Here is a 26,162-nt window from a genome sequence, read left to right as displayed (position 1 = left end):
TTTGCACATTGTATGCAAAAGCAGCGGGGGATTATTCCTCGATGACCTGGTACATCTCCCGGGCCACGTCCTTGCCCATGGGAGCGTCGGTGGACAGTACCTTCACCTTGACGGGCTTGTTGCCGAAGGTGATCTCGATCACGTCGTCCACCTTCACCGCGTAGCTTGCCTTGGCGGGCTTGCCGTTCACCAGAATCCGGCCGGCATCGGCAACCTCGTTGGCCACGGTGCGCCGCTTAATCAGACGGCTTACCTTCAGATATTTGTCGATACGCATTGCTTCTTTCCTTTCCTCGGATACGAAAAATCCCGCCGCCGGGGCCCTGAGGCCGCCGGAAGCGGGCGGTGTATCCAAAACCTTACTTCGCCACAGCGTCCTTCAGGGCCTTGCCAGCCTTGAAAGCGGGGGTGGTGGTAGCGGGGATGGTGATCTCCTCTTTGGTGCGGGGGTTGCGGCCCTTGCGAGCGGGACGCTCACGGGTCTCGAAGGTGCCAAAGCCAACCAGAGATACCTTATCGCCCTCAGCCAGAGCCTTGGTAATAGCCTCCACAGTAGCGTTCACAGCCTGCTCAGCGTCTTTTTTAGAAAGGCCGGCGTTCTCGGCGACGGCGGCAATCAGTTCAACTTTCGTCATATTCATATACCTCCAAATGATTTATCAGTAACAAAGGCGTTACACCTTTGAGGACTGCTCCTCCTGTTTGGCCTGCTTCCAGAGGGCACGGCGCTCCTCGTCACTCAGGCCTGCCAGAGCATCACTGCCGGCCAGCTCTTCACAGCGGATCACCCTGCTCTGATACCGGTCGGAAGCACCGGTGAGCACCTGCTCCGGGTCTGCCCCCAGCGCACGCGCCAGCCCGGCGGCAGCAAACAGCAGGTCGCCCGCCTCTTCGGCGGCATTTCCCTGCCCCTTCATCGCCTGCTCCAGTTCGGCCATCTCGTCCTTCACGTCGTTCAGGGCGTCCTCCGGCTTCTGATAGGCAAAGCCGTAGGCCCCGGCGCGCTTTTGCAGTTTTGCTGCGCGCATCAGCGCCGGAAAACTGCGGGGCACGCTTTCCAGCCGGTCCTTTGCGGTGGCGCGGCCCTTTTTTGCATTCTTCAGCGCCTCCCAGTTGGCAAGAGCCTGACCGGTGGTGGCAGCAGACGATTCCCCGAACACATGGGGGTGACGGTAGATCAGCTTTTTGCAGATGCCGTCGCACACATCGTCAAAGCTGAACGTGCCCTTCTCGGCTTCCATCTGACTGTGCAGCGCCACCTGAAGCAGCACATCGCCAAGCTCCTCGCACAACAGGTGTGCATCGTTCTGGTCGATGGCATCCACCGCTTCATAGGTCTCCTCGATGAAGTTCATCCGGATGGATGCATGGGTCTGCTCCCGATCCCAGGGGCAGCCCTGCGGCGCACGCAGCTGCGCAACGATGCGGATCAGATCCTGTGCATCGTACCGCTCTTTGGGTGTAAAGCCCACGGAAACCGCCCCCCTCACCTTGTGACTTCTCATATTCTACCTTAGATAAAGCGCCATTTCAAGCCCTTTTCCCCTATTTTTGGCCCCTGCAGGCCGTTTTCATACCATGCGATAGAAATCCTTGCTTCTTTGCCCTTTTTTTATGGTAAAAACAAAGATTTTTCGACAATTTTCATGCCGTATTTTCCGCCAAAAAAGCCGGTCGGCAGGCGCTTTTGCGCCCACCGGCCGGCAAAGAATCAGTCGTTTTTCGCTTCTTTGGAGGGCAATGTAAAAACCACAGCCCTGCCTATGCCTGCGTCTCCGATCTTAAAGCTGTGCCCCACAGCAAGAACAAAACAGGGCATCCTCGTCGACCTCCGCGCCGCACTGGGGGCAGGTTTTCTTGCCCGGCTCCTGAGCGGGTGCAGTGTAGGTGTAGGTATAGCTGGTCTGGCCCTGGCTTTCCTGCTTTTTCAGCGTATCGATTTCTTCCTCGATGGTGCTGATGGCATCCACATACTTTTTCACAAGCAGCTCGTTTTTCTCGCCGTTCTTTTCCAGACTGTACACCAAAGCGCCCAGCTGACGCTGCGCCTTGCTCAGGCGGGTCTGGGCATTCATCAGATCCACCTGCTTTTTGCCCTTCTGGGCCAGATCGGTTGCGGTCTTTTTCGCGCTGTCGGCCAGCTGCGCGCCGGTCTCCAGGATCTTATCCAAATCAATGTTCATTGCCTGACACCTCTTTCTTGGTACGGCGCAGCGCTGCGCCGGAAATGCATTGTCTGTTGTTTCATTATACTCTAAGGCTTTGACACATGCAACGGCTCAGCCCAAAAATTCCCGCAGCATGGAGTGCTCCGGTACCAGATCCAGACTCAGCGGCTCCACCAGCGAGAAGCACCCGGCCAGCGCATTCAGCCGCTCGGCATTGGGGTGATTCTCCGGCAGTTCACCCGCCAGCGGTGTCACAAAGGGAGCCAGCAGGCAGATTTCGTAACTGAACGAGGTATCCATCAGCAGGTCTGCTTCCTTTTTGAACACCTTGATGAATTTATCCTCGCCGGCACACACCCGATCCCACATATTCAGGGTTTTTTCCAGGCTGTGCCCGCGGAACTTGTAATCCCGCACCATGCGGCGCGCAAGGCGGATATCCCGGGTGGGCAGCACCCGCTGGCCCCGGTGGCTGTATTCCTCCCGCAGGCCTGCGTACACCTTATACACCTGATCTCTGGGCAGGCTGTCGGTAAGCTGTGGATTCAGCGCATGGATGCCCTCCACGATGCACACGCCGCCCTTCAGCTCCAGCGGAATTCGGTCCGGCTTGCGGTTTTCGGTGAGGAAATCAAATTCCGGCAGATCGGTGCGGCCGGTGGTGATCAGCTCGTTCAGGCAGCGCTGGATCTCGTCCACGTCCAGCGCGGTGATGTTCTCGTAATCCTTGGTGCCATCCGGCAGACGGGGATATTCCTTCAGATCCTTGTAGAAATTATCCAGACTGACCACCTGAGAGGCAATTCCCCGCAGCCGGAGCGCCTCGGCCAGCTTATGTGCCGTGGTGGTTTTGCCGGAAGCGGAGGGGCCGGTGAGCATAACCACCGAACAGCCGCTGCCAAGAATTTCGCTGGCTGCCGCGTGCACCCTGCCCTCGTATTCGTGTTCGCAGTGGCGGGCAAAGCTGGCCGCACTTTCGGCGGCGGTATTAATCAGACTGATTTCAACCAGTCGTTTCGGAATCCAGATAGCGGGCATAGAATGCACTCACTCCTTCTTTGCGGCGGAGAATTTCATCGAAACCATCGATGTATTCCGCCGGATATTTGTAGTTGAAGATCCGTTCGATGCGGCTGCCGCCCGGCTGGCACAGCTTGGTGCTGCCGCCTGCCCCGGCAGACAGGATGGAATGGATTTCCTCCATGATATAGATATTATAGTACCCTTCATAACCGGGCTTACACCAGCCGGTGTTTTCCAGGTTTTTCAGGGTATTTTTCTGCCGGTAAAGGTAATAGGGCCGATAACCGGCGGCAGCCAGCCGCTGATTGGCCAGCTCCACCATGGCGGCCACATCCGCGTAGGCCTCATCCCGGTTTTCGATCACCAGATTGGATGCCCGCTTCAGGGTGAGGGTGTGCACGGTGATGTTTTCCGGGTCCAGAGCAATGGCCTGCTCCAGGCTGGCGGCAAAGCTCTCCACCGTATCGCCGGGCAGACCGGCAATCAGATCCATGTTGATGTTCCCATGGCCGACCTGACGCGCCTCATCGAAGCAGCGCAGGATGTCCTGTGCGGAATGCTTGCGGCCGATGTTGGCCAGCACCTGATCGTTGAAGGTCTGGGGGTTGATGGAGATGCGGCTGGCGCCGTATTCCTTGATCACCGCCAGTTTTTCTGCATCGGTACAGTCCGGCCGGCCGGCTTCCACGGTGTATTCCTCCAGCCGGGAAAGATCGAAGCATTCCCGCACAGTGCCCATCAGCTGGCGCAGCTGGTCAGCCGAAAGGCTGGTGGGGGTGCCGCCGCCGATGTAGATGGTTTTCAGATTCAGCCCGCAGTGCTCAGCCTGCCGCTTCATCTCCCGCACTTCCTCGCACAGCTTATCCACATAGGGCTGCACCAGCTTCTGGTCCCGGCCGATGGTGCGGGACACAAAGCTGCAATAGCTGCACCGGGAGGGGCAGAAGGGGATGCCAATGTAAAGGCTGTAATCCAGCGGCTGCCGGCCGGCGATGATGGGCCGCTGCAGATCCGCGATCTGCAGCGCCAGAGAAAATCGCTCGGGGGTGCAGTCGTAACGGTCCACAAACAGCTCCCGAATGGCCTGCTCCGACCAGCCCGCGGCCCGCTTGTCGTGGATGATGCGCACCGGACGCACGCCGGTGAGCTTGCCCCAGGGCATGCGCAGGCCGGTGGCCTGGCCCAGCAGATCATACAGAAGGCTGCACAGGGCAAACTCCACGCTCTCGCCCTCCTGCGGCAGGGGCGCGGTGCGCACCAGGCACTGACCGCCCCGCCGCACACCCGCCGCCAACCGGAACCGGCCCGCAGCGGCAAACACCAGATCCTCGCCGCGGACGTACTTGGCCGTCAGCGTGGCTCCGGGGAAAAACATGCGGGCGATGTTCTCCGGCTCGTAGCCGGAGACGCCGCCCTTGATATGAATCAGCATAAATGCTCCTTGTTCTGTATTCAGACAAACATCAGATAGGGGTTTTCGGTCTTTTCCTGACCCAGGGTGGTAAAATCGCCGTGGCCGGGCAGCACAGTGGTATCATCCGGCAGGGGCAGGCCCTTGATCTTTTTCAGGCTGATCCGCTGCTCAGCGGGGCTGCCGCCCTCCAGATCGGTACGGCCCACGCCGCCGGCAAACAGGGTATCGCCCGCGAAGAGCAGACCGGCGCACTCGATGATCCAGGAACCGGCGGTGTGTCCCGGGGTGTGCCAGGGGGTGAATTCCGCCTCGTCCACCTGAATGGGGGTGCCGTCCTCGTAGCAGGCGTCGCTTTTCGCCACCGGGTACAGCTCATTCCCCTTTGCGTCGGCCGGATCCAGCCAGACCGGGCAATTCCAGCGGCGGCGCAGCTCCTCCACACTGTACACATGGTCGAAGTGGCCGTGGGTCAGAAAAATACGGGTCAGCTTTGCGTTTTTCTCACCCAGCAGGCGGTCGATCTCGTCCGCCGCCGGGGCCGGGTCCACCGCCACGGCATTGCCCTGATCGGTAACGATCACAAAGCTGTTGGTGTAATAGGGCGCGGGGCCCCGCAGATGATATACGTTCATGGGGTCTCCTTCTTTTTCGGGCGGCAGTTACCACTCGTCAGTATCGATCACAATAGTCACCGGGCCATCGTTGGTCAGGCTCAGCTGCATATCGGCGCCGAATTCGCCGTGCTGTACCTCTTTCAGGCCCTGTTCGTTCATTTTTTCCAGAAACAGCTCGTAAGCCTGCACTGAAAGCGGGGGCTTTGCGGCAGCAATGAAGCTGGGCCGCTTGCCTTTTTTCGTGTCCGCATAGAGGGTGAAGTTGCTCACCACCAGGGCGGAATAGCCCAGCTCCACGGCGCTCTTGTTCAATTTACCCGCCTCGTCGGAAAAAATGCGCAGGTGTGCACATTTTTCCGCCAGCTTGGGCACAATGGCCAGGGTGTCGGTATCCTTCACGCCCAGCAGAATCACCAGGCCGGGGCCGATGGGACGGGGCTCGCCCCCGTCCACAATCACGCTGGCGCCGGTTACACGCTGAATCACAGCTCGCATTGATGTTCTCCTTCCCTTTTGGGGGTCATACACGCATCACGCTGACCACGTCCTTCACCCGGCGCAGCTTGGCCAGCACGCTGTTCAGATGCTCGGTGCTGGCGATGCCGATGGTAAGCGACATGGAGGCTCGGCCATTGTCCACGGCGCGGGCGCTCATGGCATACACCGGAACCCGCAGATCGGTCAGGGCCATGGCCACATCGCCCACCAGACCGCTGCGGTCCATGGCGGTGAGCTCCAGAGTGGCCTTGTAGTTTTCCTGCTTGGTATCCTCCCAGTAGGCACGCACCCAGCGGCCCTTGTTTTCCGGGTCGTTCATGCTGACCTGGGCGTTCTGGCAGTCCTTCTTGTGGATGGACACGCCAAAGCCGCGGGTGATGAAGCCCACGATCTCGTCACCGGGCAGAGGGCTGCAGCACTTGGCAAACTTCACGGGGCAGTTGTCGATGCCTTCCACTACAACGCCGTCGCTGCCCTTGTATTTCTTCAGGGGGATGTCTGCCAGCAGGTTGGCGGCCTTCTCATCGCCCGCCTTGAGCTTTGCGTATTCATCCTTGATCTTGCCCATCAGGCGGCTGATCTGCAAACCACCATAACCCAGAGCCGCATACATCTCGTCGGCACTGTTCAGGCGCTGACGGCGGGCGATCTCGGCCATGAAGTCATCCCACTTGTCGTCCGGCACGGTAATCAGGTTGCGGCGCATTTCCCGTTCCAGTGCGGCACGGCCCTCCTGAATGTTCTCCTCTCTGCGTTCCTTCTTGAACCAGTTACGGATTTTATTGCGGGCCTCGCTGGTGGTAACGATCTTCAGCCAGTCGCGGCTGGGGCCCTTGTCCGCCGGGCCGGTGATGATCTCGATGATCTCGCCGGTGACCACCTTATGGTCAATGGGCACGATTCGGCTGTTCACCTTGGCGCCGACCATCCGGTTGCCCACCGCCGAATGGATGGCATAGGCAAAGTCGATGGCGGTGGCCCCGGCAGGCAGGTTGATCACGTCGCCCTTGGGAGTGAAGGCAAACACCTCTTCGGGGAGCAGGTCGCCCTTGATATCCTGCAGCAGGCTGCCGGCGTCCTCGTTTTCCCGCTGGCTTTCCAGCAACTGGCGCACCCAGGCCAGACGCTCCTCCAGCCGGTCGCTGCCGCCGCTCTGAATGCCTGCCTTGTACTTCCAGTGAGCCGCCACACCGTATTCTGCCATCTGATCCATCTCCCGGGTGCGGATCTGCACCTCAAAGGGGATGCCCTCGTGGCCGATAACGGTGGTGTGCAGCGACTGGTAGCCGTTGGGCTTGGGGGTGGAGATATAATCCTTGAACCGGTTGGGCAGCGGATGGTACATGTCGTGGATCACACCCAGAGCATTGTAGCACTCGGCCACCGTATCCAGAATGATGCGCACTGCATACACATCGTAGATTTCTTCAAAGTCCCGGTTCTGCATGAACATCTTGCGGTAGATGCCGTAGACGCTCTTCACCCGGCTTTTCATGATGGCTTCCGGCATACCGTTTTCCGCCAGCCGCTCCCGGATGACCTCGGCGATATTGGTTACAAATTCCCGGCCGCCGTTTTCCGCCAGCAGATCCTTGATGTTCTGGTAACCCACCGGGTCCAGATAGCGCAGGCTGCGGTCCTCCAGCTCTTCCTTGATGTTGCTGATGCCCAGTCGGTGGGCAATGGGCGCGTAGACCTCCATGGTCTCCAGCGCCTTATCCCGCCGTTTCTGCTCGGGCCAGGCGTCGCCGGTGCGCATATTGTGCAGTCGGTCGCACAGCTTGATGATCATAACCCGAACATCCTGGCTCATGGCCATGAGCATCTTGCGCAGGTTCTCGGCCTGCTGCTCCTCCACCGAGGAGAACTTGATCTTGGTCAGCTTGGTCACGCCGTCCACCATGTGGGCCACATCCGCGCCGAACTGGCTTTCCAGCTCATCCAGCGTGACTGAGGTGTCCTCCACCACGTCGTGCATCAGGGCGGCGGCCAGGCTTTCGGTGTCCATGCCCAGATCCACCAGCAGCATGGCCACATGCAGCGGGTGGCAGATATAGGGTTCACCGGAGCGGCGGAACTGGCCGTCGTGGGCCCGCTCCGCCAGATGGTATGCCTTGTCCAGCATCTCCATATCATAGGGGCGGCCCGACTCCAGGACCATTTGTTTTAAATCATCGTATACTACATATCCAGCCATGGATCATGCCTCCAGTGCCTTGAGTATCGGGGCCGAAAACAGATCCTGTTTCTGGGCCACCGGTACCGGCGCATACTTTTTGGCCCCGCCGGTCTCGCAGATTTCCACAAGGCCCAGCTGGGTCAGGGCGGTCAAACCCGCCAGAATTCGCCCGGTGTTCTCCGGGCCAAGTTTTGCAAATACCGGCTGCAGATCCTGCGCCCACACCTCGCCCTTCTGAATCATGCGATAAAGCGTCACGATCAGGGCGCGCTGGGGCACAAGTTCCCGCCGCTGGGAATCCGGCAGCCTGCTGCCGTGTAAAAATGCTTCAAAGAGAGCCGCCTGCCGGGCCGTCTGAGCAGGCAGACCCGCCGGACGCAGTTCCCGAATGCGACCGGAGAGCTGGGGCCCGTTTTTGCCCTGATAGATGGACAGGGTAATGGCCGCGTCCACCCGGTCGCCGGTCTGGTAGGGCAGCTGGGCCACGCTCACGCCGAAATAGGCGGCGTACAGGCAGCCTGCTCCCTGACGCAGCCGCAGCCGGCAATGCCGCCCGTCGCTCACCGGATAAACACCCTCGATCTGGGCATTTTCCAGCAGGAACAGCGGCGCGGGATTTCCGTTGCCGCAGGGAGCCAGATAGTCCAGGCCCTCCACCTCCTGCACGGTCAGCGCATCCAGCCGGACGGTCACATCCAGCTCCAGCGGCGGGCTTTCCAGCACCGGATATTCCCGGGCGGCAAACTCATTCAGCGCCTTGCGCAGCGCCGGAATATTCTCTTCCTTCACCGAAAGGCCGGCAGCCAGCGCATGGCCGCCAAAGCGCAGCAGCAGGTCGCCGCAGGCGCTGATGGCCTTGTGCAGATTAAATCCGGGCACACTGCGGCCGGAGCCTTTGCCCTCGCCGTTCTGCACGCTGATCACCATGACCGGCTTACCGTAGTGCTCCACCAGCCGGCTGGCCACAATGCCGATCACGCCGGGATGGTAGTCCTGGCCCCAGACCAGAATCACCCGGTCGTTCTGGCGGGCGGGGTCCGCCGCCAGCTGGGCCTCGGCTTCAGCCATAATGCGCTGTTCCGCCTCCTGCCGGGCGGTATTGCTGGCCACCAGCTGATCGGTGAGCTGCTGAGCCCTGCCCTCGTCCTCGCACAGAAGCAGCTGTAAGGCGCTCACCGCGGAATCCATCCGCCCGGCGGCATTCAGCCGGGGCGCGATGGCAAAGCTGATGCTCTCGCTGGTCACGGGCCTGTCGCCCAGACCACAGGCTTCCAAAAGTGCCAGAAGGCCGGGCCGTTCGCTGTTCTGCAGTGCATACAGGCCATGCTTTACAATGGTGCGGTTTTCTCCCTGCAGCACCATCACGTCCGCCACGGTGCCGATGGCCGCCAGATCTCCGCAGAAATCCAGCAGCATCTCCGGCTCGCAGCCATCCAGCGCGGCACACAACTTGAACGCCACACCCGCACCGGAAAGGGTCTTACAGGGGCTTTCGTCATCTTTCCGGGCGGGATCCACAACCGCCACCGCATCCGGCAGCTCTTCGCCGGGCAGGTGATGGTCGGTGATGACCAGATCCACCCCCAGCTCCCGAGCGCGCCGGGCTTCGGGGATAGCGGTGATGCCGTTGTCCACCGTGATAATCAGCTTATAGCCCTTTTCAGCCAGCTGCTCCACAATGGCATTGGTGAGGCCGTAACCGTCCTCCTCACGGCTGGGCAGCTTGCAGCGCACATTGGCGCCCATGCCCCGCAGGTGAGAATATAAAAGGGCGGTGGCAGTCACGCCGTCCACATCGTAATCGCCAAAGATCACAATGGGCTGCTCTTCGTCCACCGCCTGTAAAATCCGCTGGACTGCTTTGTCCATATCCCGCATCAGAAACGGGTCGGACAGAGGAGCATCCTGCTCCAGAAATTCCATGGCCTGTTCGGGGCTGCTCATGCCACGGGCCACCAGAATGCGCGCCAGAAGAAGCGGCGCGCCGATGGCATTTGCCAGCCGGGCGGCGGCCTGTTCATCGGGCTGCTTTACTTGCCAGGCTCGATAGGTCATTGGTTGTTTTGCTCCTTTGAGTAGAAAGTATCGTCCGTGGAAAGGCCATCCTGGGCCAGCATGGCCTGCATGGCGCTGATTTCGGTGGACACATCCAGCGCGGCATCGCTGAGCAGATCGTCGCGCAGGTTCTCGAAGGCACGGTTCACCGTGTGCAGGATGCCGGTGATCTCCAGCTTGATGTTTCCTGCCACATCGCCCTTCTGATCCTTCACATCATCGTAGGTTTTCAGCAGTTTCAGGGTGGTGGGCATATAATACCGCACCAGACGGCGCACCTTTCCGGCACTGTTCGGGTGATCTTCCACCCAGCCCAGAATTTCGCCGGTCTGGCTTTGCATACGCACCAGCTCCTGCTGCAGATCCGGTTCATCCGCCGCCGCAGCAATGTGCTCACCCAGCACCTTCCGGAACTGAGCTCCCTGATCCAGCGTCGCCCGCAGCTCTGCCCCTGCAGGATCCTGTGCATCCGCCTGTTGGCGGGCCTGCTCTGCGCGGCGCTGCTCCTCCTGCTGGTGCTGCAGTTCCCGATATTCTGCCGCATTCAGGAAGAACCTGTTTTCTTCCTCATCCAGATAGGCATTGGGCAGCCAGCCTCTGCGGATCATGAGGGCCAGATCCTTTTTCACAAAGGGTACCGGCCGCTGCACAACCTCGCTGAGCCGTTCCAGCGGCACATTGGTCTGCTGACCCATCCCCACCAGATAGCGCTTGCGGCGGAAACGGCGGCCCGGCTGCAAAAACAGCCAGCGGGCACCCAATCCAACGGCGATGCAAAGCGCCAGCGAGAACAAACTGAGCACAACATCTGTTGCAATAACTTCCGGGATACCACTCATAAGGCCGCCCACGAAAATCAGTATTCCAAACAGCCCCAGCACCACTGCGCAGCCGGTAGCAACGGTGCCGCCCATCATGCAAAGGCCATTGGCCATTGTCTCTCCCAGCCGATCCACCGCCCGATCCACCCGGGCGGCCGCACGGTTTGCAGCAGCGTGTGTCTGCGGCGCCTTGTAACGGGGGGTACCAGTGGCAGAGGGCCGCACCGGTTGCGGCCGCTGCTGGCCCTGCTTGCCTGCTGCCTGGGCTTCGTTCAGGCTTTTCTGCACCTGATCCCAGCCCTCTTTCAGGCCGCGGCCCACCTCGGTGGCCACGGTAGCCCCCAGCTCATTCATGCTGCGGCACACCTCTTCCCAGGGATCCTGGCTTCCGGGAGCACGGCCACTGCCATTCTGGCTGCGCCGTTCCTGCCCCTGTCTGCCCCAGGCATCGTATTCATACGGTCTTTTTTCTGCCATGCTCTCTTCCCCATCCATTCCCTTCCGGCATTCGTGCTCCTGGTCGAATCGCCGTTTTTGTTATTCCTGCGGGCCGCCGGTTTCCATCAGCGCCCGGGCACAACGCAGGCCGTCCACTGCCGCGCTCACAATTCCGCCCGCGTAGCCCGCACCTTCGCCGCAGGGGTACAGCCCCGGCAGCGCAGTACATTGCAGGTTCTCCCCCCGCTCCAGCCGAACCGGGCTGGAGGTTCTGGTTTCCAGGCCGGTGAGCACCGCATCCGCCGCGGTATATCCCCGCAGCTTGCGCTCAAAGGCGGAAAGCCCGGTGCGAAGGGTTCCGGCCAGCTCTTCGGGCAGAAGACTGCCCAGATCAAAGGCGCGCACACCCCGATCGTAGGTGGGCTGTACCCGATCAAGATCCAGCCGGCCCTTGCCCTGCAAAAAGCTTTGCACGGTCTCGGCGGGCGCTGTGTATCCGCCACCGCCCGCCGCATAGGCCGCCCGTTCCAGCTGCCGCTGGAAGGCGATGGCCTTTGCCGGGTTCTGGCCGAAATCCCGGCCATCCACACTGACCACCACCGCCGCATTGGCATTTTTGCCTGCACGGGCGTGGTAACTCATACCGTTGGTGAGCGCGCCGCCCTCCTCGCTGGCCGAAGCGACCACCTGGCCGCCGGGGCACATGCAGAAGGTATAGACGCAGCGCTCGCCCACATGCTGGCTGAGCTGATATTCGCCCCGGGGCAAAGCCGGGTGACCCGCCGCCTGGTGATAAAGGCTTTTTTCAATCTCGGTTTGCAGATGCTCCGCCCGGAAGCCCACCGAGAAAGGCTTGCAAACAAGGGGCAGGCCCTCCTCCTGCAGCATCTCGAAGGTATCCCGCGCCGAGTGGCCCACCGCCAGAATCAGCGCCGGAGTGGTGATGCCGCCGCCGGTGGTCTGTACGCCACACAACCGACCGTTTTCCCGGATCAGCCCTGTGAGCCGGGTATTGAACCGCACCTCGCCGCCCAGTTGCTGAATCTCACCCCGGATGGACTGGATCACGCCCCGCAGCAAATCAGTACCCACATGGGGCTTCTGCCGATAGGCAATCTCTGCCGGCGCACCGTGGCGCAGCAGAGTCTGGGTCACAAAGCCGCACAGCTCGTCGTTGATGCGGGTGGTGAGCTTACCATCGGAAAAAGTTCCCGCGCCGCCCTCGCCGAACTGGATGTTGGCGTTCGGATCCAGCTGACCGGTGGCGGAAAAATGCTCCACCGCCCGGACACGCTCTTCCAGCGCAGGGCCACGTTCCAGCACAATGGGCCGATAGCCGGCCCGGGCCAGTGCCAGAGCAGCAAACAGACCCGCCGGGCCCAGACCGCACACCACCGGGCGGCCACCCAGCGGTGTTTTTGCAATAACCGGCCGAAATTCCACCTGCTTGGATATAGCAACGCAGGGCGCGGCCCCGGCCAAGGCCGGTTCCGCACCCTCGTTTTTCAAGGTGATGGCGATGGTATACACCAGCACGGGCTTGCCGTGCCGGGCATCCACCGAAAGTTTTGCCACCCCCGCGCTGGCCACCTGACTTTCAGGCAGGCGCAGGGTTTTTAAGGCCATGGCTTTGGCCTGCTGTTCGGGCTGGGGCACATTCAGCCCCACCCGAAGCCCTCGTATCAACAGCATCTTTTCTGATCAGCTCCCGGAATCTACTGTGATGGAACACTCTACCGAATAGCTGCCCACCGCAAAGATGGTGCTGGAAGAGGGTACCGAAATGGAGACCGACAGGCTCTCCGTGCCTTCAACCACCTGACTCTGGCTCATGTCCACCGTAGCCACCACGCTGCTGGGCGAAAGTTCTTCCAGCTCGTCCTCGGGGCCAATCAGGGTCACATTCGCCACCCGGGTGTCATTCACCTTTACGCTGTAACCATCCGGTGTGTTGATGGTGCGGATGTTCGCCACGTTCAGCGTCCGGCTGGCAAGGCCGGTGGTGTCAAAGCTCAGGGTTATGGTTTTCACATTATCCTTGCTTTCCACACCCTTGGGCAGGTTCACGTTCAGGCTGTAAGACTTATCCATCTCGAAGGTGGACAGGTCAAAATCGCTTACCGCCAGCTCGGTCAGGGACTCCAGGGCCTCGGGCTTGCCGCTCACCACCATGGTCTCCTGAGACAGGCTGTACTTCAGAGTGTTCAGATCAAAGCCCTCCGGCACGTTGATGAAGTTCACCACCAGCGGCAGTTCCTTGGTCTGGTAAATATTAATGGTCACATCCACCACCGTGGTGTCCATGGTGGTATATTGCAGGCTCAGGGCCTCACCTTCTGCGTCCTGTGCCTCCAGTGTGACTGTCTTGATCTTGCTTTCCGACATGTTTTCCAGATCGGAGCTGGGCTCCACCCGGGCAACAATCCGGTCAATCCGGTCCACCTCGCTGGCAGGGCCGCTTACCGTCACCATACTGGGAGAAGCCACCGTTCCCTGCAGCTTATAACCGTCGGCAATGGTCAGGTCGCTGGCCTGCACCTGGACGGTAAAGGTTTTTTCCTCCACAGAGTCGAACACAACGGTAACGCGTTCGTCCTTGTTCACAGAAGCTTTCACCTGGCTGGCGCTGTCCCGCACCAGAACCCGCAGGGGCAGGGTTACTTCACCGGGCCCATTCACCGAGGAATAATCCGGATAAACCACGAAATCCTCGGCCTTCAGTCCACTCAGATCGTAGCCGTTGCCCTCCAGTTTCAGGGAAACGTTTTTCTGGGGGTTGTTCACGATGTCCAGCCCCTTGCTGGTGTAGCTGGTGGAATTGTAGGTAAAATCCACCGGCACATTGTAAATCGTTGTGCTCTGGTTGGGATTGATCACCATGGTAACCACCATCCACAGTGCCACCGCCAGCAGAATGGACAGGGGGATGGAAAAACGCCGGTCGTCCAGCAGAGACTTATCTTTGTCCTTTTTCATTCTTTTTTCTCCAGAAAGAAGATTTTTTAGGAGTTTCCTGCTGCTCGGGCGGAACCAGCTCCTCCTGCAGCATATTGAACAGATTCTGGCGATCCAGCCGGCGGATCAGTACGCCGTTTCTTGCCAGCGAAATGATACCGGTCTCCTCGCTGACCACCACCACCACGGCATCGGAGTTTTCGCTCATGCCCAGCGCGGCCCGGTGGCGGGTGCCCATATCCTTGCCGATCTCCAGATTATCCGAAAGAGGCAGCACGCAGCCCGCCGCCTTCAGCATACCGTCGCGCACCACCACTGCACCGTCGTGCAGAGGGGTTCCCTCATAGAAGATGGTGCCCAGCATCTCGCGGTTCACATCGCCGTTCAGTGGGGTACCGGTTCGGATGATTTCAGACAGATTGGTGTTGCGCTCCAGTACAATCAGCGCGCCGGTGTTTGTGTCGGACAATTGCTCCGCCGCGTCGCAGATGGCCAGGCAGGCATTCTGCCACTGGGCCCGCAGGCCCGGATCCATCCGACGGCTGCGCAGCAGCTTGGATGCCCACTTGTCTGTGCGGCCCATCTGCTCCAGCGCCCGGCGCAGTTCCGGCTGGAACAATACCACCAGCGCCAGAATACCGACCTGCAGCACACTGTTCATGACCCACATCACGGTGCGCAGCCCCAGAATATAGGCCAGCGCATACACTGCAACCACAACCACTGCGCCCTTGGCCAGCTGAGCCGCCCGGGTCTTGCGGATCACCGCCAGCAGCTCATAGATCACAAAGGCGACGATGGCGATATCCAGAATATTCTGCGGCTGCAGCCAGATGGACATCAGATTGCCCACAAACTGGCTGATCTCAAACCCATTCGCCACAAAAAAACCTCCTGTGCATGCCGCCGCAGCTTTCCTTGCCCGGCGGCACAGCGTTTCGTAATTTCATGTTATCCTTTTTGCCGGCTTCAAAGCCTTCCACGGCTTTACAGGCAACCGGCAATGCTCCGTGAAAAGAGCGGGCTTCTTACAGATTTTCGCCCGCCCCGGTCACGCCATACTTCAGCATGATACTGTTTTTAGTATAGCACACGCCTGCAGGCTTGAAAACCTTTTTTTGCCTGCTGCTCAGCGGGTGATCAGTGCCACCGCATGCACCGCGATGCCCTGCCCTGCTCCGGTAAAGCCCAGCTTTTCCTCGGTGGTGGCCTTCACACTCACCTGCTCCTCAGTGATGCCAAACGCCTGTGCCAGATTGCGGCGCATGGCAGGAATATGGGGCGCCAGCTTGGGCGCCTGGCACAGGATGGTGGAGTCGATGTTTTCGATCTTCCAGCCCTGCTGGGCCATCAGCCGGGCCACATGGCGGGCCAGCTCCAGGCTGTCCGCCCCTTTGTAGGCAGGGTCGGTATCCGGGAAATGCTTGCCAATGTCACCCAGAGCGGCCGCACCCAGCACCGCATCCATCACCGCATGGGCCAGCACATCCGCGTCGGAATGGCCCAGCAGACCTTTTTCGTAGGGGATGTCCACCCCGCCCAGAATCAGCCGGCGGCCCTCTACCAGCTTATGTACGTCGTATCCATGTCCAATGCGCATGCTCGCCTCTCCTTTCAGATCCTCCGGTGTGGTGATTTTATAGTTGGCGTAGTCGCCTGCGGTCAGCACCACCGGTCGGCCGGCCTTCTCGAACAGCTGGCAGTCGTCGGTAATGGAATCGTCCGCCGCCTGTGCCAGCAGCCCCAGATACTGCGCCCGGTCAAAGCACTGGGGCGTTTGCACCGCGAACAGACTCTCGCGGGGAGGTGTGGATTGCACCCGGCTGTCCTCCGCCTGCTTGATCGTATCCTTCATCGGTACCGCTGGGGCTGCTGCACCGGTGGCAGCGGCCGCATGCAGTGCCTGGGTGATCACGGCCTCGCTCACAAAGGGGCGGGCTGCATCGTGGATGGCCACCAGCTCGCCGGTGGCAGCGTTCACCCCATTGCGCACACTGATGGCCCGGGTCTCTCCCCCGCGCACCAGAGTTACCGGCTTTTCACACCCCGCAGCTGCCTTTTGGGCGGGGCCGTCGTTTTCACCGGTCACCAGCACGATGTCCTGCACCAGCGGGTGACGGTCGAAGGCCCGCAGGCTCAGCTCCAGCACGGTGCCGCCGGAAAGACGACAGGCCAGTTTGTCAAAGCCCATCCGGCGGGAAGAGCCGGCGGCCACGATCACAGCAGTTACGGTTTTGTTCATGCTCGGGTGCCTCCTGATGCAAAACCTTCCGCTCTGGCAGAAGATTCCGCTTTCATTCTTTGTAACAGATTCATTATATCGTATCCTGCTCCAAAAATCCACAAAATGTATACAGTGTGCGCACAAAAAGCAGCCGTTCCGGCGCTGCGCACCGGAACGGCCCCTGCTCGCTGTTCTTTTCTTTTCACTCAGGCCTGACGCTGCTTTTTGTCCAGCCGCATCCGGTCGCTGATCATGGCTACAAATTCCGAATTGGTGGGCTTGCCCCGCAGATTGTGGATGGTGTAGCCGAAATAGCTGTTCAATGTATCCACATCGCCCCGGTCCCAAGCCACCTCAATTGCATGGCGGATGGCCCGCTCCACCCGGCTGGCCGTGGTACCGTTCTGCTTGGCAATTTCCGGATAAAGCCGCTTGGTCACCGCGTTGATGTAGTCCTGATCCTCCATGGTCAGCAGAATGGCATCCCGCAAAAACTGGTAACCCTTGATGTGGGCAGGCACCCCAATCTGATGCAGGATCTCGCTGACCCGCACCTCGTCGCTGCCTGTGCCGATCTGCCGGTGCACCGGCGCTTTGCCCAGCGCCTTCAGCGCCCGGCCGGCCAGAATCTGCTCATCAAAGGGGCGCACATAGTAAAAGGCAAACCCACTTTCCAGCAGCTCCTGCTCCGCCTCCTCGTTCTGGAACGGGCCGGTGGCGAAAAAGACCGCGGTGCCGCCCTGCGCTTCGTACCGCTGCTTCACGGCCAGCGCATCCAGGCCGGGCATGAATACCTCCAGCAGAACAGCACGGGGCCGGCATTCCAGCAGCTTTTCCAGCACCTGTGCGCCGTCCCGCGGGCAGACGGTCACTTCCAGGCCGCGGCTTTCCAGCGCTGAAACGCAGGCTGCGGTAGCTTCGCCCAGATCGGTCATCAAAAATTTCATGGTCTCCATTGTTGCTTCCTCCTGTTTTTACATCCGTTTTGCGGGTGGTTTCGCTGTGTTGTCTCAACAATGGGAATTTTACCATATATTTCCAGCCATTGCAATACTAAATTCCAGTTTTTACCATCTTTTGGAAAAGTTTTCCTCCTCCATTCCAGCAAATTTTGCTCCGGGTCTTTCAAAGCAGCCAGAAGATGACAGTAATCCTAACGGATCAGGCTGCATTGGATTTGCCTTGCGTCGCCAATATATCCGCTGTTTCCAGCATGGTCTGGGCAAAAATCCCATAGCCCCGGGTGGGGTCGTTCACCAGCACATGGGTTACTGCGCCCACCAGCTTGCCATCCTGTTCGATGGGGCTGCCGCTCATGCCCTGCACGATGCCGCCGGTACTGCTCAGCAGCTGAGGGTCGGTCACGCGAATTACCATGTTCCGGTTGGGATCCTCCTGACTGAGCGACACCCGCTCGATCTCCACATCATACCACCGGGGTGTCGTGCCCTCCAGCGTGGTGAGAATCCGGGCCGGGCCGCAGCGCACCTGCTGCGCCTGTGCCACGATCATATCCTGCCCACTGTGCAGACCCCGGATGCTGCCGTAAACACCGGTGGCTCCATTGGCCAGAATATCGCCCATGGCGATCTGGCTGGTAAACCGGCCTTTCAGCTCGCCGGGCACGCCAGCCTCCCCTTTTTCATAGCCGGTAATGGTCACGGGGGCAATCTCGCCGCTGCGCAGCGCGATGCTCTGGCCGGTGTCCGCGTCGCTGATGGGGTGGCCCAGGCCGCCGTACATCCCGGTGGAATTGTCCACAAAGGTGAGCGTACCGATGCCCGCCGAGGAATCCCGCACCCACATACCCGCTCGCCAAGTACCGCTTTCTTCGTCCTGCATCGGCTCCAACGTGGTGGTGCGCCGCTCTTCGCCCCGCTGGTAAATCACCTCCACCGGGCGGCCGGCGGCCTCCTGCAAAGCATCGGCCACATCCTGATTGCCATGGGTGGCGATTCCATCAATGGAAAGAATGCGGTCGCCTATTTTGAGCCCGGCGCTTTTGGCCGGATTGGCGCCCCCGCCCGGAGCCGGAAGATCGGTAAAGCCCACTACGGTTGCCCCTTCCGCAAACATCTTGATGCCGAAGGGAGTGCCGCACACGGTCACCGCACGCTGATCCACCGCCACCGCGCGCACTGTTTTGACCGGGATGCGCCCCAGAATGCTCAGCGTAACATTATAACTGCCGCCTGCCGGCACAGAGCCGGCCTGGGCTGCACCGCTTTGCTGCATGGGCTGAAGCCAGGGCATTTGGGCAAACCGCAGGGTCTGGCCCTGCTCCACCAGAAAGGTATCGGGCAGCTGCGTATACAAATATCCCCACCCGCACGCAAACAGCGCACCGGCTGCCAAAATGGCAGCCAATCCGCGCCGAATCCAGTAAATCATATGCGCAAACGCTCCTTTGCAAGATGGTCTTATTGCTCAGTATGCGCAGATTGGGACGATTTCATGTAAAACAGTGCCACAGGGCAAACCGCACTGGCTTTTCATTGACAAGTTCCTCGGGATTTTGTTATAATATGGGACACATGCGGATATGGCGGAATTGGCAGACGCGCTGGTTTTAGGGTCCAGTGTCCACGACGTGCAGGTTCAAGTCCTGTTATCCGCACCACGTCGGAATGGACTACGCTCCATTCAAAAAGCCCCGGTCGGTTGACCGGGGCTTTTCTCTTTTATTTTGTCCTCTTTGTTTTCAGCAAATGGTTCACACTTTCAAACCCATTCGGATATGAGCCCGTGGAGGTGATGAACCATCCACGCTTATTCCATATCTTTCGCCTTCATCCCGGCAAGCTCCTTTTTCTTCGCGGCTTCGTGGCCTTCCGCCCACATTAAGAAAAAAGTCAGCGTGGGAAAAACAATGGTTTTCCAGTCCTCCGCCCAGTTTACCCTGCCCCGAAAGAATGCCATCGCCAAAAGAACGAGCCACCCCAGCGGGATAATTCCACCCACATACCAGTATCTGGGCGGGCGGCGGCTGGCCCAGTAATGAAATACAAAAATTGCAAGAGCAATCACAAGCAAAATCGCCACTTTCATTCCGCTTTCCTCCTTACAGGTCTTTCGCTCTCATATACTCTATTTCTTTCTGCTGCATTTTCTGATATTTATCTCGCCCTGTTCCCCAGTCCCCAAAGAATACCGTATTCAGGATGACAAACGGAAAAACATACCGCAGTTCCAGAGGAACAGCACCGCTGGCAAAAACCCAGACCGATCCCGCAAGAATCAGGCCCGGAATAATCCCACCCCACAGGGGATTTTTCATCTTTGTACACAAAAGATACTCCGCCACCATCAAGACCAGAGCAATGGCAAAGCCTGCAAGCAGTTCCAGAACCGTTCCGTCAATCATTTTTACCTCTTCCTTTCCTTACAGATCTTCTGTTTACAATCCTTTCAATTTTTCTGCACATCTGTGCTCCTATCACCCTGTCAGCGAAGGTCACCTGTCCAAAAATCAGTATCTGGCGGCGTCCCAATCTTCCATACACTTCAAAAGGCCGCTGTCAACGATCGTGAAAGCCCAATGTTGCATCCGTTATTCTCTTTTCTCCTGTTTATACTTATCAATGATGAGCTTTGCTGTTTCCAGATCAATTCGAGAATCTACCGCCAGACCTTTAATAAAGGTGGTGAAGGGTTCCTCTTCCTTTTGGTCACCCAATTCAATTTTCTGAATCAATTTATCCAGCCGAAGGCGAACGGTTGGATAAGATACCTCGTACAGCCGGGCAATTTCTTTCAGCGATCCGGATTTCAGAACAAAATTCTTCAAAAATGCAATGTCCTCCGGCTCCAGCGCAAGAATCCACTGTGGAATTTTATCAATCTCCATTTCAATTTCCCTTTCGCTTTGTATTTAACTATATTAAATATAACATAAATAATGTTAAAGTCAATAGGAAGCTATTTTTTCTTTTCTTTAAAGCAGAAAGAGCAGGGAACCATCTTGTCCCCTGCTCTTCACAGCTCATCCAAATGCTAAGCAACCCATCCAGGTTTGGTACTATCCTGCAATTGCAAACCAGGCCAGCAGTGCAAGCCCAACCATTCCTGCGCCGATTGCAACCCAGAGATACGGCTTTTCTCCATGCTGGTCATATTTGTAAAACAGACTGGCCGCAGCCCCGACAAACAGCAGAGCCAGACTGCCCTTCCATGCCGGGTTTCCCTTAACAAGACACAGAATGGTCAGAATCTGGGTGGCGGCTGTCATAAATTCCAGCGCGGTGATTTTGGAGCGGGCATCAACCTCCTGGTTCCACTGTTCCTTTATTGGGCAAGTGCTCTGCGGATTCTCACCGTTTTCCCTGTTCATTTCCGGATTCATCTCATTCGCTCCTCTCCAGAACCTTTTTCCTGTAGCTTACTCCATAGTATCACTGCCACATTTCAATTTCAATTCGCCTGTGGTAGAATAAAATCAATAAAAGGAGATGAGCTTTTTTGAACAGGCTTCTATTCCGGTTGATCCCCCGCAACATAAACAACCCAAATGTGGAATCTATTGGTACACCTGCTGCACCATTCAGCACCGTACCAACGTCTGTTTTGCGGCCATTTTTGCCCTGTGCTTTTCTGCCTTTCCGGCAGTGTACGCGCAGGGCTTTTCTGTTTTTTTATCCCGTTGAGGCGTTGCGCAGGCCAGAAATGATTGTAACGAAGTTATGCCTGATTGATTTCATCATAGAGACTTATGCGAAAGGGGGACCTTCAAATGCCCGATTCCAAAGAGCCGCGCCGCAATTCCCCGGCACATCCCGTGGATACTTCTTCAAATCCAGAATCAGAAGCCTGTAACAGTAACTCGGTCTACCAGACAGCAAAATGGGCTGCCGCCCGCTGGTGCCGCTGGATCCCGCTGGCTTTGCTGGTTGCGCTTGTATTCTGTCTGGCCATGTTCAGCCAGACTGCCGAGTTCCGGTGGCTGCTCGGGGCCCTTACCTGCCCTCTCGTATTGATCGTCCTTCTGGTTATACTGCAATGGAGTGCCCTTCGCCGGCACTGGGTTTGCCCACAGTGCGGGCATCCACTTCCTCTGCTTCGAGACGCTCTGCTCGTTCAGATGAAATATACCGCCTGCTGTCCTCACTGCGGGTACAACCTGGAATCGGCTGCACTGGCGGGGCAGACACAGCCAGAAGAAGTCGCCGGAACCTCGCTTTCCCCTGCATCCGAAGGAACCTTCCCCCCTGAACTGACCGTGATGTCTCTTCCCGTGCCGGCCAGCCCCTGGCCCACCCGAATCTGCGGCACAGCCGGTTTGGTAGCGGCCGTACTGATTCTTTTCGCAAGCTGGAAAACCGGCAGCAGCGGTCCTTTTTTCTGGAAGCCAATTGCTGCCGTGGTCTGTCTGCTGATGGCCCTGATGCTGCTTTTCTGCCGTCCGTCCCGCCTGCCAGAATCCATTCATCCCACGGTGATGGTGCGGGAATGCCGCTGGGTGGTCTGGTTTGCTATTCCCATGTGGCTGATCGGCATCATCACCGTCCTTGCCGGAGCAGCAGCCCCGCAGCCGGATGGGAACACTGTCGCCCTCGTACTTCTTGTCGGTGTGTTATTCTCCCCTTTGGGAGTCTGGTGCCTTCTTGACCATCACAACCGCGCTCTGTATCTCTGGGAGGAAAATTCCGCAACCCGTTTGGCATACAGCGATTTTTTTGGCCGCCTGCGCTGCTTTGATGCCGGTCAGATTGTATCCGTTCGGCTGACTGTCAACAAGTCTGTTCACCTGCTGGACGCAAACGGCAACAAGCTGGCCGCCGTGGAAACCATGATGCCCGGTTTCAACAATCTGCAGAACTGGCTGAAGGAGCGGGGCCAGATGCCGGTACCGACGCCCGCCATGAAAAAGGCAACAGCAACCAGAAACCGCTCCGCACCGGAACCCCTTTGCTGGAAAGAAGAATACCGTACCCGCTGGCACAATCATCTGAATGAGATTCGCTTCGGGATGTGGGTCACCGTGGTCCTGCTTGGACTGGGCGGAATTCTTCCGGCCGCTCTGTATCTGAAAGGTGTTCTCTCTTTCATGCCCATGATCTGGCTGATCACTCTCGCCCCGATTCCCTTCTTTGTAATCTGTTTTCGTTTTTCTCCGGTGCTGCTGTTTGAGGAACGCGCCAAACCCGCTACGGACGAATGGCGCGCCATGCACATCAAGGCCCCCTTTGTTCTTCTGCTCTGGTTCACTTTGCCTTACATTGGGCAGGTTTATTTCCTCTGGTCTCGCTGGATTATGCAGGTGGCAGAGCCCGGTCTGGCGTGGGGCATTCAGAGTGTGCTTCTGGCCGCTCTGCTGATTGCCCTGTTCGCACGGCTCACCCCTCGCCGTTTGCGTCAGGAATCCGTCATGCTGGTGGGGCTCCTGCTTATCTTCTTTTCCACCACGTTTGTATACGGGGCCAATCTGATGCTCAGCGGGCCGGTTGTCCATTCCCCGTTGGTGATTCTGGGCAGCCACGCCGCAGACCCCACGGACGACGAAGACCTCTCCACCCTGACCGTACAGCTGGCAGACGGCAGCGAAACAACGCTGAATGTACTCGACAATACCTACAAGGCCGCGCTGTCCGGTGAAGAGCTGGTGCTCTGCCAGCGGAAAAGCCCGCTGGGAATCGTTTTTGTGGGGATTCATCGACCAGACACACACAGGTGACGGGTGTCCTCTTCCCCTTTGGCTGCGGGTATGGTAGAATGTTGAGAAATGCCAAAAGCAGGAGATTCAACTATGGAACCAAATGCAGCCAAAACCGGACGCAGACAGCACGCCCTTCTTCAGGTGCTTGCAAACAACAAGGGCAACCCCCGCACCCTGATTCTGATCGAGCCGCTGTGGGGGATCCCCTATAACCTGATCACGCCCTTTGCCACCCTTTATATGTATACCCTTGGCGTGACCGATGTGCAGATCGGACTGATTCTGTCGGTAACCATGGTGGTGCAGGTAATCATCGCCTTTCTGGGCGGCATTCTGACCGACAAGCTGGGCCGGAAATTCACCACCATGCTGGGGGACTTTTTCGGCTGGGCAATCGCCTGCCTCGTGTGGGCCGTATCGCAGAATTTCTGGATGTTTCTGGCTGCGGCGGTGCTCAACTGTTTTGAGCAGGTAAACCAGACGGCCTGGTTCTGCCTGCTTATCGAGGACGCCAACCCCGGCGACCTGGTGGAAATCTACACCTGGGTGACCATCGGCGGGCTGGTGGCAGTGTTTTTTGCCCCTCTTTCCGGCCTGTTCGTAAATGCCTACTCCATCGTACCGGTGGTGCGGGTGCTGTATTTCCTGTTTGCCCTCACCATGGTGGCAAAAACGCTGATTACCTTCCGTTTTTGCCATGAAACCGGGCAGGGCCGCATCCGGCGGGAACAGACCCAGGGTGTTTCCGTGCTGCAGATGCTGGGGGATTACCGCCAGCTGATCCCCAGTCTGCTGCGCAGTCCCGGTCTTGTAAAGGCGATGGCCGTTTCCGTGATTCTGTACATCACCACCATGATCAACAACAGCTTTTTCAGCCTGTATGTGACCCAGCGGCTGGGGCTTTCAGAAAACTTTCTGGCCCTGTTCCCCATTCTGAACGCCTCGGTGATGCTGATCTTCATGGTAGGCCTACAGCATCGGCTGCACTTTGAGCGGTTCCGGATGCCGCTTTGGATCGGGCTGACCCTTTACGGCGCGGGCGCACTGGTGCTGATTCTTGCACCATTGGGCAGTTTAACTGCGGTTCTTCTGTATGTATTTCTTACTGCCGTGGGCGCCGCACTGGTGAACCCGCGCAAGGATGCGCTGCTCCAACTGAATCTGGATGCGCAGGAACGGGCCCGGATGAACGCCCTGATCATTGCTTCCACGGTGGCGCTCTCCTCTCCCTTCGGCTATCTGGCAGGGCTGCTTTCCAGCCTGGACCGTCGCCTGCCCTTCGTGTTCAGCTTTCTGCTGTTCGCCGCCGCCATGCTGGTGGTGGCCCGTATCCGGGAGCCACAGGTCACCGAACAGCCGGAATAAGCCTTCGATTACAACACAAAAAAGCTGTTTCCTCAAGCGCAGAGGAAACAGCTTTTTATTTGTATGGTTCATCCGGCACAGGCTTCTGCCGTACCGGTCTGCACAACGGCTTTCATCGCAGGCGCATTGCTCCGGGTGGGAACAATAGCCTCCGCCAGCTCCTTCACCGAAGGGAACAGAAACCGGGGCGGGTGGGCAAAGGCTGCCGCATCCTGCAGGGTAGCCTCACCGCTCAGTACCAGAGCGGTATCCACCCCCGCATTCACACCGCACAGAATATCGGTATACAGCCGGTCGCCCACCACCAGAGTTTCTTCCGGGGTGCAGCCTGTGCGCTGCAGGGCGTATTCCACCATGGCCGGCTCCGGTTTGCCGATGAAACGGGGCCGCTTGCCGGTGGCGGTTTCGATCATGTTGCAGATGGCGCCGCAGTCCGGCAGATAGCCGAATTCCACAGGGCACACCAGATCCGGATTGGTGGCAATGTATTCCGGTTCGCCCTCGGTGAGCAGCCGGCACACATCCTTGATCTTCTCATAATTAAGCTGGTTGTCATACGACACCAGCACGCAGTCGATACCGGGCTGCAGGCTGGTGGTGATATGAATGCCGTTTTCCTGGCACTCCTGCAAAAAGGAGTCGGTGGCGAGGCCATAAATCAGCCTACCCGCACAGTGTTCTTTCAGATACTGGATGGTCGCATAAGCGGCTGTGATGTACTGATCCGGGCCGGTCTCCACCCCAAGTTGTCGGAAAAAGCGGATATAATCCCGAGTACTGCGGGTGGCGTTGTTGGTGATGAAGATAAACTGCCCGCCGCGCTGACGAATGGCTTCCAGAAAGGCGCCCGCCCCGTCGATCAGGCCGTCGCCCTTGCAGATGGTCCCATCAATATCCAGCAGAAAGAGTTTTTTCTGACGCAGCTGTTCCACCGGCGGCTTACTCCTTTTCCCCCAGCTCTGCGCGCACCTGCAGCGCCAGCCTGGGGTCGTTGGTGATCACTGCATCCACCCCGCGCTCCATCAACAGGCGCATATCCTCCGGGCGGTTCACAGTCCATACCCGCACAGCAAGGCCACTCTGCAGATAGTCGGTGAGGAAATCCGCCATTTTCACATGCCACAGGGCGGGATGCAGTCCCTTCACTCCGTGACGGGCAGCATATTTTTCCACCTCAAAAATCACATCACTGAACAGATACGCAGTCTCAGCAGCGGGATCCAGACGGCGCACTTCTTCGATGCTGTAATGGTTGAAGGAGGAGTAGATCACCCGATCCTGCATGCCCAGCTCCTTCACCAGCTCCAGCGTCTTTTTCTCGATGCCCTCGTACCACAGAATGCCGGTTTTCAGTTCAATGTTCACCTGCATCTTGCCGGGGCGCACCAGTTCCAGCACCTGACGCAGGGTGGGAATGCGGGCCGCTTCATAGCCTTCCATGTGATTGTCCGCCCGAAGAGCCTGCAGCTGAGCCAGTGTGTGATCCTTCACAAGACCCTTGCCGTTGGTGGTGCGTTCCAGCTTCTCGTCATGGATGACCACCAGCTCCCCGTCCGCGCTCAGATGCACATCCAGCTCGATGCCCTCGGCCCCCTGCTCCATGGCAAGGCGGAAGGCTTCCAGCGTATTTTCGGGCGCGTACTCACTGGCACCCCGGTGAGCAAATACTTTGGTCTGTTTCATGGGTTCATACTCTCCTTTTTCGTACATTCAAGCCGAAAGACCGGGAAAAGAGAAGTCTTTTCCCGGTCGTGCT

At 58.6% G+C, this 26,162-nt stretch carries 27 protein-coding genes and 1 tRNA gene; 4 read left to right on the top strand and 24 right to left on the bottom strand.

The annotated features are described in order from the left end of the window. Positions 1–31: 31 nt before the first annotated feature. The 18 genes from ACESYO_RS00840 to spoIVB form a co-directional block, all read right to left on the bottom strand. Positions 32–277 carry an RNA-binding S4 domain-containing protein gene (locus tag ACESYO_RS00840; protein ID WP_058966714.1) on the bottom strand — a complete coding sequence of 82 codons (246 nt, stop codon included), beginning with the start codon at positions 275–277 and terminating at the stop codon, positions 32–34. Between the two features lie 82 nt (positions 278–359). Beyond that, positions 360–635 (bottom strand): HU family DNA-binding protein, encoded by a 276-nt coding sequence (locus tag ACESYO_RS00835; RefSeq protein ID WP_058966716.1) that lies wholly within the window; start codon positions 633–635, stop codon positions 360–362. 39 nt (positions 636–674) lie between these two features. After that, positions 675–1,472, bottom strand: coding sequence for a nucleoside triphosphate pyrophosphohydrolase (mazG, locus tag ACESYO_RS00830; RefSeq protein ID WP_373209181.1), 798 nt, complete (start codon positions 1,470–1,472; stop codon positions 675–677). Between the two features lie 309 nt (positions 1,473–1,781). Next, positions 1,782–2,183: a zinc-ribbon domain-containing protein gene (locus ACESYO_RS00825; protein WP_373209179.1), complete on the bottom strand. Its 402-nt coding sequence runs from the start codon at positions 2,181–2,183 to the stop codon at positions 1,782–1,784. A gap of 96 nt (positions 2,184–2,279) precedes the next feature. Next, complete coding sequence (locus tag ACESYO_RS00820) at positions 2,280–3,206, bottom strand: nucleoside kinase (RefSeq protein ID WP_346672145.1); 927 nt, start codon at positions 3,204–3,206, stop codon at positions 2,280–2,282. Next, positions 3,172–4,623: a coproporphyrinogen dehydrogenase HemZ gene (gene hemZ / locus ACESYO_RS00815; protein ID WP_346672144.1), complete on the bottom strand. Its 1,452-nt coding sequence runs from the start codon at positions 4,621–4,623 to the stop codon at positions 3,172–3,174. The genes ACESYO_RS00820 and hemZ overlap by 35 nt, the downstream gene beginning before the upstream one ends. A 20-nt stretch (positions 4,624–4,643) precedes the next feature. Beyond that, the gene (locus tag ACESYO_RS00810) at positions 4,644–5,237 is read right to left on the bottom strand and encodes an MBL fold metallo-hydrolase (RefSeq protein ID WP_373209176.1); all 594 of its coding nucleotides are present in this window, start codon (positions 5,235–5,237) and stop codon (positions 4,644–4,646) included. A 27-nt stretch (positions 5,238–5,264) separates the two neighbouring features. Continuing rightward, the gene (gene dtd / locus ACESYO_RS00805) at positions 5,265–5,714 is read right to left on the bottom strand and encodes a D-aminoacyl-tRNA deacylase (RefSeq protein ID WP_317407056.1); all 450 of its coding nucleotides are present in this window, start codon (positions 5,712–5,714) and stop codon (positions 5,265–5,267) included. Positions 5,715–5,739: 25 nt separating this feature from the next. Continuing rightward, positions 5,740–7,914: a RelA/SpoT family protein gene (locus tag ACESYO_RS00800; RefSeq protein ID WP_058966730.1), complete on the bottom strand. Its 2,175-nt coding sequence runs from the start codon at positions 7,912–7,914 to the stop codon at positions 5,740–5,742. A gap of 3 nt (positions 7,915–7,917) precedes the next feature. Then, positions 7,918–9,951: a single-stranded-DNA-specific exonuclease RecJ gene (gene recJ, locus ACESYO_RS00795; protein WP_058966732.1), complete on the bottom strand. Its 2,034-nt coding sequence runs from the start codon at positions 9,949–9,951 to the stop codon at positions 7,918–7,920. Then, positions 9,948–11,249 carry a hypothetical protein gene (locus ACESYO_RS00790; protein ID WP_132587323.1) on the bottom strand — a complete coding sequence of 434 codons (1,302 nt, stop codon included), beginning with the start codon at positions 11,247–11,249 and terminating at the stop codon, positions 9,948–9,950. Before ACESYO_RS00790 ends, recJ begins: the two co-directional genes overlap by 4 nt. 60 nt (positions 11,250–11,309) lie before the next feature. Further along, positions 11,310–12,902 (bottom strand): NAD(P)/FAD-dependent oxidoreductase, encoded by a 1,593-nt coding sequence (locus ACESYO_RS00785; RefSeq protein ID WP_373209172.1) that lies wholly within the window; start codon positions 12,900–12,902, stop codon positions 11,310–11,312. 9 nt (positions 12,903–12,911) lie between these two features. Next, a complete protein-coding gene (locus ACESYO_RS00780; RefSeq protein ID WP_346672139.1) occupies positions 12,912–14,186 on the bottom strand; it encodes a CdaR family protein in 1,275 nt (424 codons plus the stop codon). Further along, positions 14,167–15,048: a diadenylate cyclase CdaA gene (gene cdaA, locus ACESYO_RS00775; protein ID WP_242868479.1), complete on the bottom strand. Its 882-nt coding sequence runs from the start codon at positions 15,046–15,048 to the stop codon at positions 14,167–14,169. Before cdaA ends, ACESYO_RS00780 begins: the two co-directional genes overlap by 20 nt. A 246-nt stretch (positions 15,049–15,294) precedes the next feature. Further along, on the bottom strand, positions 15,295–16,407 hold the full coding sequence (gene ispF, locus ACESYO_RS00770) for a 2-C-methyl-D-erythritol 2,4-cyclodiphosphate synthase (RefSeq protein ID WP_373209170.1): 1,113 nt from the start codon (positions 16,405–16,407) through the stop codon (positions 15,295–15,297). Then, the gene (locus ACESYO_RS00765) at positions 16,404–16,595 is read right to left on the bottom strand and encodes a hypothetical protein (protein WP_373211163.1); all 192 of its coding nucleotides are present in this window, start codon (positions 16,593–16,595) and stop codon (positions 16,404–16,406) included. The genes ispF and ACESYO_RS00765 overlap by 4 nt, the downstream gene beginning before the upstream one ends. Beyond that, a complete protein-coding gene (spo0A, locus tag ACESYO_RS00760; RefSeq protein WP_058966742.1) occupies positions 16,596–17,345 on the bottom strand; it encodes a sporulation transcription factor Spo0A in 750 nt (249 codons plus the stop codon). 205 nt (positions 17,346–17,550) lie between these two features. Continuing rightward, the gene (gene spoIVB, locus ACESYO_RS00755; protein WP_283127842.1) at positions 17,551–18,780 is read right to left on the bottom strand and encodes a SpoIVB peptidase; all 1,230 of its coding nucleotides are present in this window, start codon (positions 18,778–18,780) and stop codon (positions 17,551–17,553) included. Between the two features lie 145 nt (positions 18,781–18,925). On the opposite strand from spoIVB, the gene ACESYO_RS00750 reads away from it, so the two are divergent. Then, positions 18,926–19,009 (top strand) — tRNA-Leu (locus ACESYO_RS00750). A gap of 149 nt (positions 19,010–19,158) precedes the next feature. Here ACESYO_RS00750 and ACESYO_RS00745 read toward each other — a convergent pair. The 4 genes from ACESYO_RS00745 to ACESYO_RS00730 all read right to left on the bottom strand — a co-directional run bounded on the left by ACESYO_RS00745 (position 19,159) and on the right by ACESYO_RS00730 (position 20,731). Then, a complete protein-coding gene (locus ACESYO_RS00745; RefSeq protein ID WP_283127841.1) occupies positions 19,159–19,437 on the bottom strand; it encodes a hypothetical protein in 279 nt (92 codons plus the stop codon). A 13-nt stretch (positions 19,438–19,450) separates the two neighbouring features. Beyond that, positions 19,451–19,753 (bottom strand): hypothetical protein, encoded by a 303-nt coding sequence (locus ACESYO_RS00740; protein WP_283127840.1) that lies wholly within the window; start codon positions 19,751–19,753, stop codon positions 19,451–19,453. 186 nt (positions 19,754–19,939) lie between these two features. Further along, positions 19,940–20,236, bottom strand: coding sequence for a DUF2089 family protein (locus tag ACESYO_RS00735; protein ID WP_058966750.1), 297 nt, complete (start codon positions 20,234–20,236; stop codon positions 19,940–19,942). Positions 20,237–20,407: 171 nt separating this feature from the next. After that, positions 20,408–20,731: a DUF6442 family protein gene (locus tag ACESYO_RS00730; protein WP_242868480.1), complete on the bottom strand. Its 324-nt coding sequence runs from the start codon at positions 20,729–20,731 to the stop codon at positions 20,408–20,410. A gap of 106 nt (positions 20,732–20,837) precedes the next feature. Between ACESYO_RS00730 and ACESYO_RS00725 the strand changes: the two genes are divergently transcribed. From ACESYO_RS00725 to ACESYO_RS00715, 3 genes are all read left to right on the top strand, one after another. Then, positions 20,838–21,032: a hypothetical protein gene (locus tag ACESYO_RS00725; RefSeq protein ID WP_373211161.1), complete on the top strand. Its 195-nt coding sequence runs from the start codon at positions 20,838–20,840 to the stop codon at positions 21,030–21,032. Positions 21,033–21,118: 86 nt separating this feature from the next. After that, complete coding sequence (locus ACESYO_RS00720; protein ID WP_373209166.1) at positions 21,119–23,059, top strand: hypothetical protein; 1,941 nt, start codon at positions 21,119–21,121, stop codon at positions 23,057–23,059. A gap of 72 nt (positions 23,060–23,131) precedes the next feature. After that, entirely contained in the window at positions 23,132–24,406 is a 1,275-nt protein-coding gene (locus ACESYO_RS00715; RefSeq protein ID WP_283127838.1) for an MFS transporter, read from the top strand. A 68-nt stretch (positions 24,407–24,474) separates the two neighbouring features. Here ACESYO_RS00715 and ACESYO_RS00710 read toward each other — a convergent pair whose 3' ends face one another. Both ACESYO_RS00710 and ACESYO_RS00705 read right to left on the bottom strand, forming a co-directional pair. Then, the gene (locus tag ACESYO_RS00710) at positions 24,475–25,338 is read right to left on the bottom strand and encodes an HAD-IIA family hydrolase (protein WP_346672133.1); all 864 of its coding nucleotides are present in this window, start codon (positions 25,336–25,338) and stop codon (positions 24,475–24,477) included. A 7-nt stretch (positions 25,339–25,345) separates the two neighbouring features. Continuing rightward, complete coding sequence (locus ACESYO_RS00705; protein ID WP_058966758.1) at positions 25,346–26,089, bottom strand: glycerophosphodiester phosphodiesterase; 744 nt, start codon at positions 26,087–26,089, stop codon at positions 25,346–25,348. Positions 26,090–26,162 lie beyond the last annotated feature (73 nt).

The organism is Allofournierella massiliensis, assembly GCF_964241245.1.
Taxonomy (GTDB): domain Bacteria; phylum Bacillota; class Clostridia; order Oscillospirales; family Ruminococcaceae; genus Allofournierella; species Allofournierella massiliensis.
Note: the sequence above shows the minus strand (reverse complement) of the source record. Positions and strands in the feature narration are given on the sequence as shown.

What these genes read in the sequence shown, in the direction of transcription:
- ACESYO_RS00825 (WP_373209179.1), bottom strand. Translation starts at nt 2,183, where the DNA reads ATGAACATTGATTTGGATAAGATCCTGGAGACCGGCGCGCAGCTGGCC.
- ACESYO_RS00780 (WP_346672139.1), bottom strand. Translation starts at nt 14,186, where the DNA reads ATGAAAAAGGACAAAGATAAGTCTCTGCTGGACGACCGGCGTTTTTCC.
- ACESYO_RS00790 (WP_132587323.1), bottom strand. Translation starts at nt 11,249, where the DNA reads ATGGCAGAAAAAAGACCGTATGAATACGATGCCTGGGGCAGACAGGGG.
- ispF (WP_373209170.1), bottom strand. Translation starts at nt 16,407, where the DNA reads ATGAACAAAACCGTAACTGCTGTGATCGTGGCCGCCGGCTCTTCCCGC.
- ACESYO_RS00730 (WP_242868480.1), bottom strand. Translation starts at nt 20,731, where the DNA reads ATGAATCCGGAAATGAACAGGGAAAACGGTGAGAATCCGCAGAGCACT.
- ACESYO_RS00740 (WP_283127840.1), bottom strand. Translation starts at nt 19,753, where the DNA reads ATGATTGACGGAACGGTTCTGGAACTGCTTGCAGGCTTTGCCATTGCT.
- ACESYO_RS00735 (WP_058966750.1), bottom strand. Translation starts at nt 20,236, where the DNA reads ATGGAGATTGATAAAATTCCACAGTGGATTCTTGCGCTGGAGCCGGAG.
- ACESYO_RS00785 (WP_373209172.1), bottom strand. Translation starts at nt 12,902, where the DNA reads ATGCTGTTGATACGAGGGCTTCGGGTGGGGCTGAATGTGCCCCAGCCC.
- ACESYO_RS00820 (WP_346672145.1), bottom strand. Translation starts at nt 3,206, where the DNA reads ATGCCCGCTATCTGGATTCCGAAACGACTGGTTGAAATCAGTCTGATT.
- ACESYO_RS00800 (WP_058966730.1), bottom strand. Translation starts at nt 7,914, where the DNA reads ATGGCTGGATATGTAGTATACGATGATTTAAAACAAATGGTCCTGGAG.
- spoIVB (WP_283127842.1), bottom strand. Translation starts at nt 18,780, where the DNA reads ATGATTTACTGGATTCGGCGCGGATTGGCTGCCATTTTGGCAGCCGGT.
- recJ (WP_058966732.1), bottom strand. Translation starts at nt 9,951, where the DNA reads ATGACCTATCGAGCCTGGCAAGTAAAGCAGCCCGATGAACAGGCCGCC.
- ACESYO_RS00720 (WP_373209166.1), top strand. Translation starts at nt 21,119, where the DNA reads ATGCCCGATTCCAAAGAGCCGCGCCGCAATTCCCCGGCACATCCCGTG.
- dtd (WP_317407056.1), bottom strand. Translation starts at nt 5,714, where the DNA reads ATGCGAGCTGTGATTCAGCGTGTAACCGGCGCCAGCGTGATTGTGGAC.
- ACESYO_RS00715 (WP_283127838.1), top strand. Translation starts at nt 23,132, where the DNA reads ATGGAACCAAATGCAGCCAAAACCGGACGCAGACAGCACGCCCTTCTT.
- ACESYO_RS00840 (WP_058966714.1), bottom strand. Translation starts at nt 277, where the DNA reads ATGCGTATCGACAAATATCTGAAGGTAAGCCGTCTGATTAAGCGGCGC.
- spo0A (WP_058966742.1), bottom strand. Translation starts at nt 17,345, where the DNA reads ATGGAGACCATGAAATTTTTGATGACCGATCTGGGCGAAGCTACCGCA.
- ACESYO_RS00835 (WP_058966716.1), bottom strand. Translation starts at nt 635, where the DNA reads ATGACGAAAGTTGAACTGATTGCCGCCGTCGCCGAGAACGCCGGCCTT.
- ACESYO_RS00705 (WP_058966758.1), bottom strand. Translation starts at nt 26,089, where the DNA reads ATGAAACAGACCAAAGTATTTGCTCACCGGGGTGCCAGTGAGTACGCG.
- ACESYO_RS00725 (WP_373211161.1), top strand. Translation starts at nt 20,838, where the DNA reads ATGAGCTTTTTTGAACAGGCTTCTATTCCGGTTGATCCCCCGCAACAT.
- hemZ (WP_346672144.1), bottom strand. Translation starts at nt 4,623, where the DNA reads ATGCTGATTCATATCAAGGGCGGCGTCTCCGGCTACGAGCCGGAGAAC.
- ACESYO_RS00745 (WP_283127841.1), bottom strand. Translation starts at nt 19,437, where the DNA reads ATGAAAGTGGCGATTTTGCTTGTGATTGCTCTTGCAATTTTTGTATTT.
- ACESYO_RS00810 (WP_373209176.1), bottom strand. Translation starts at nt 5,237, where the DNA reads ATGAACGTATATCATCTGCGGGGCCCCGCGCCCTATTACACCAACAGC.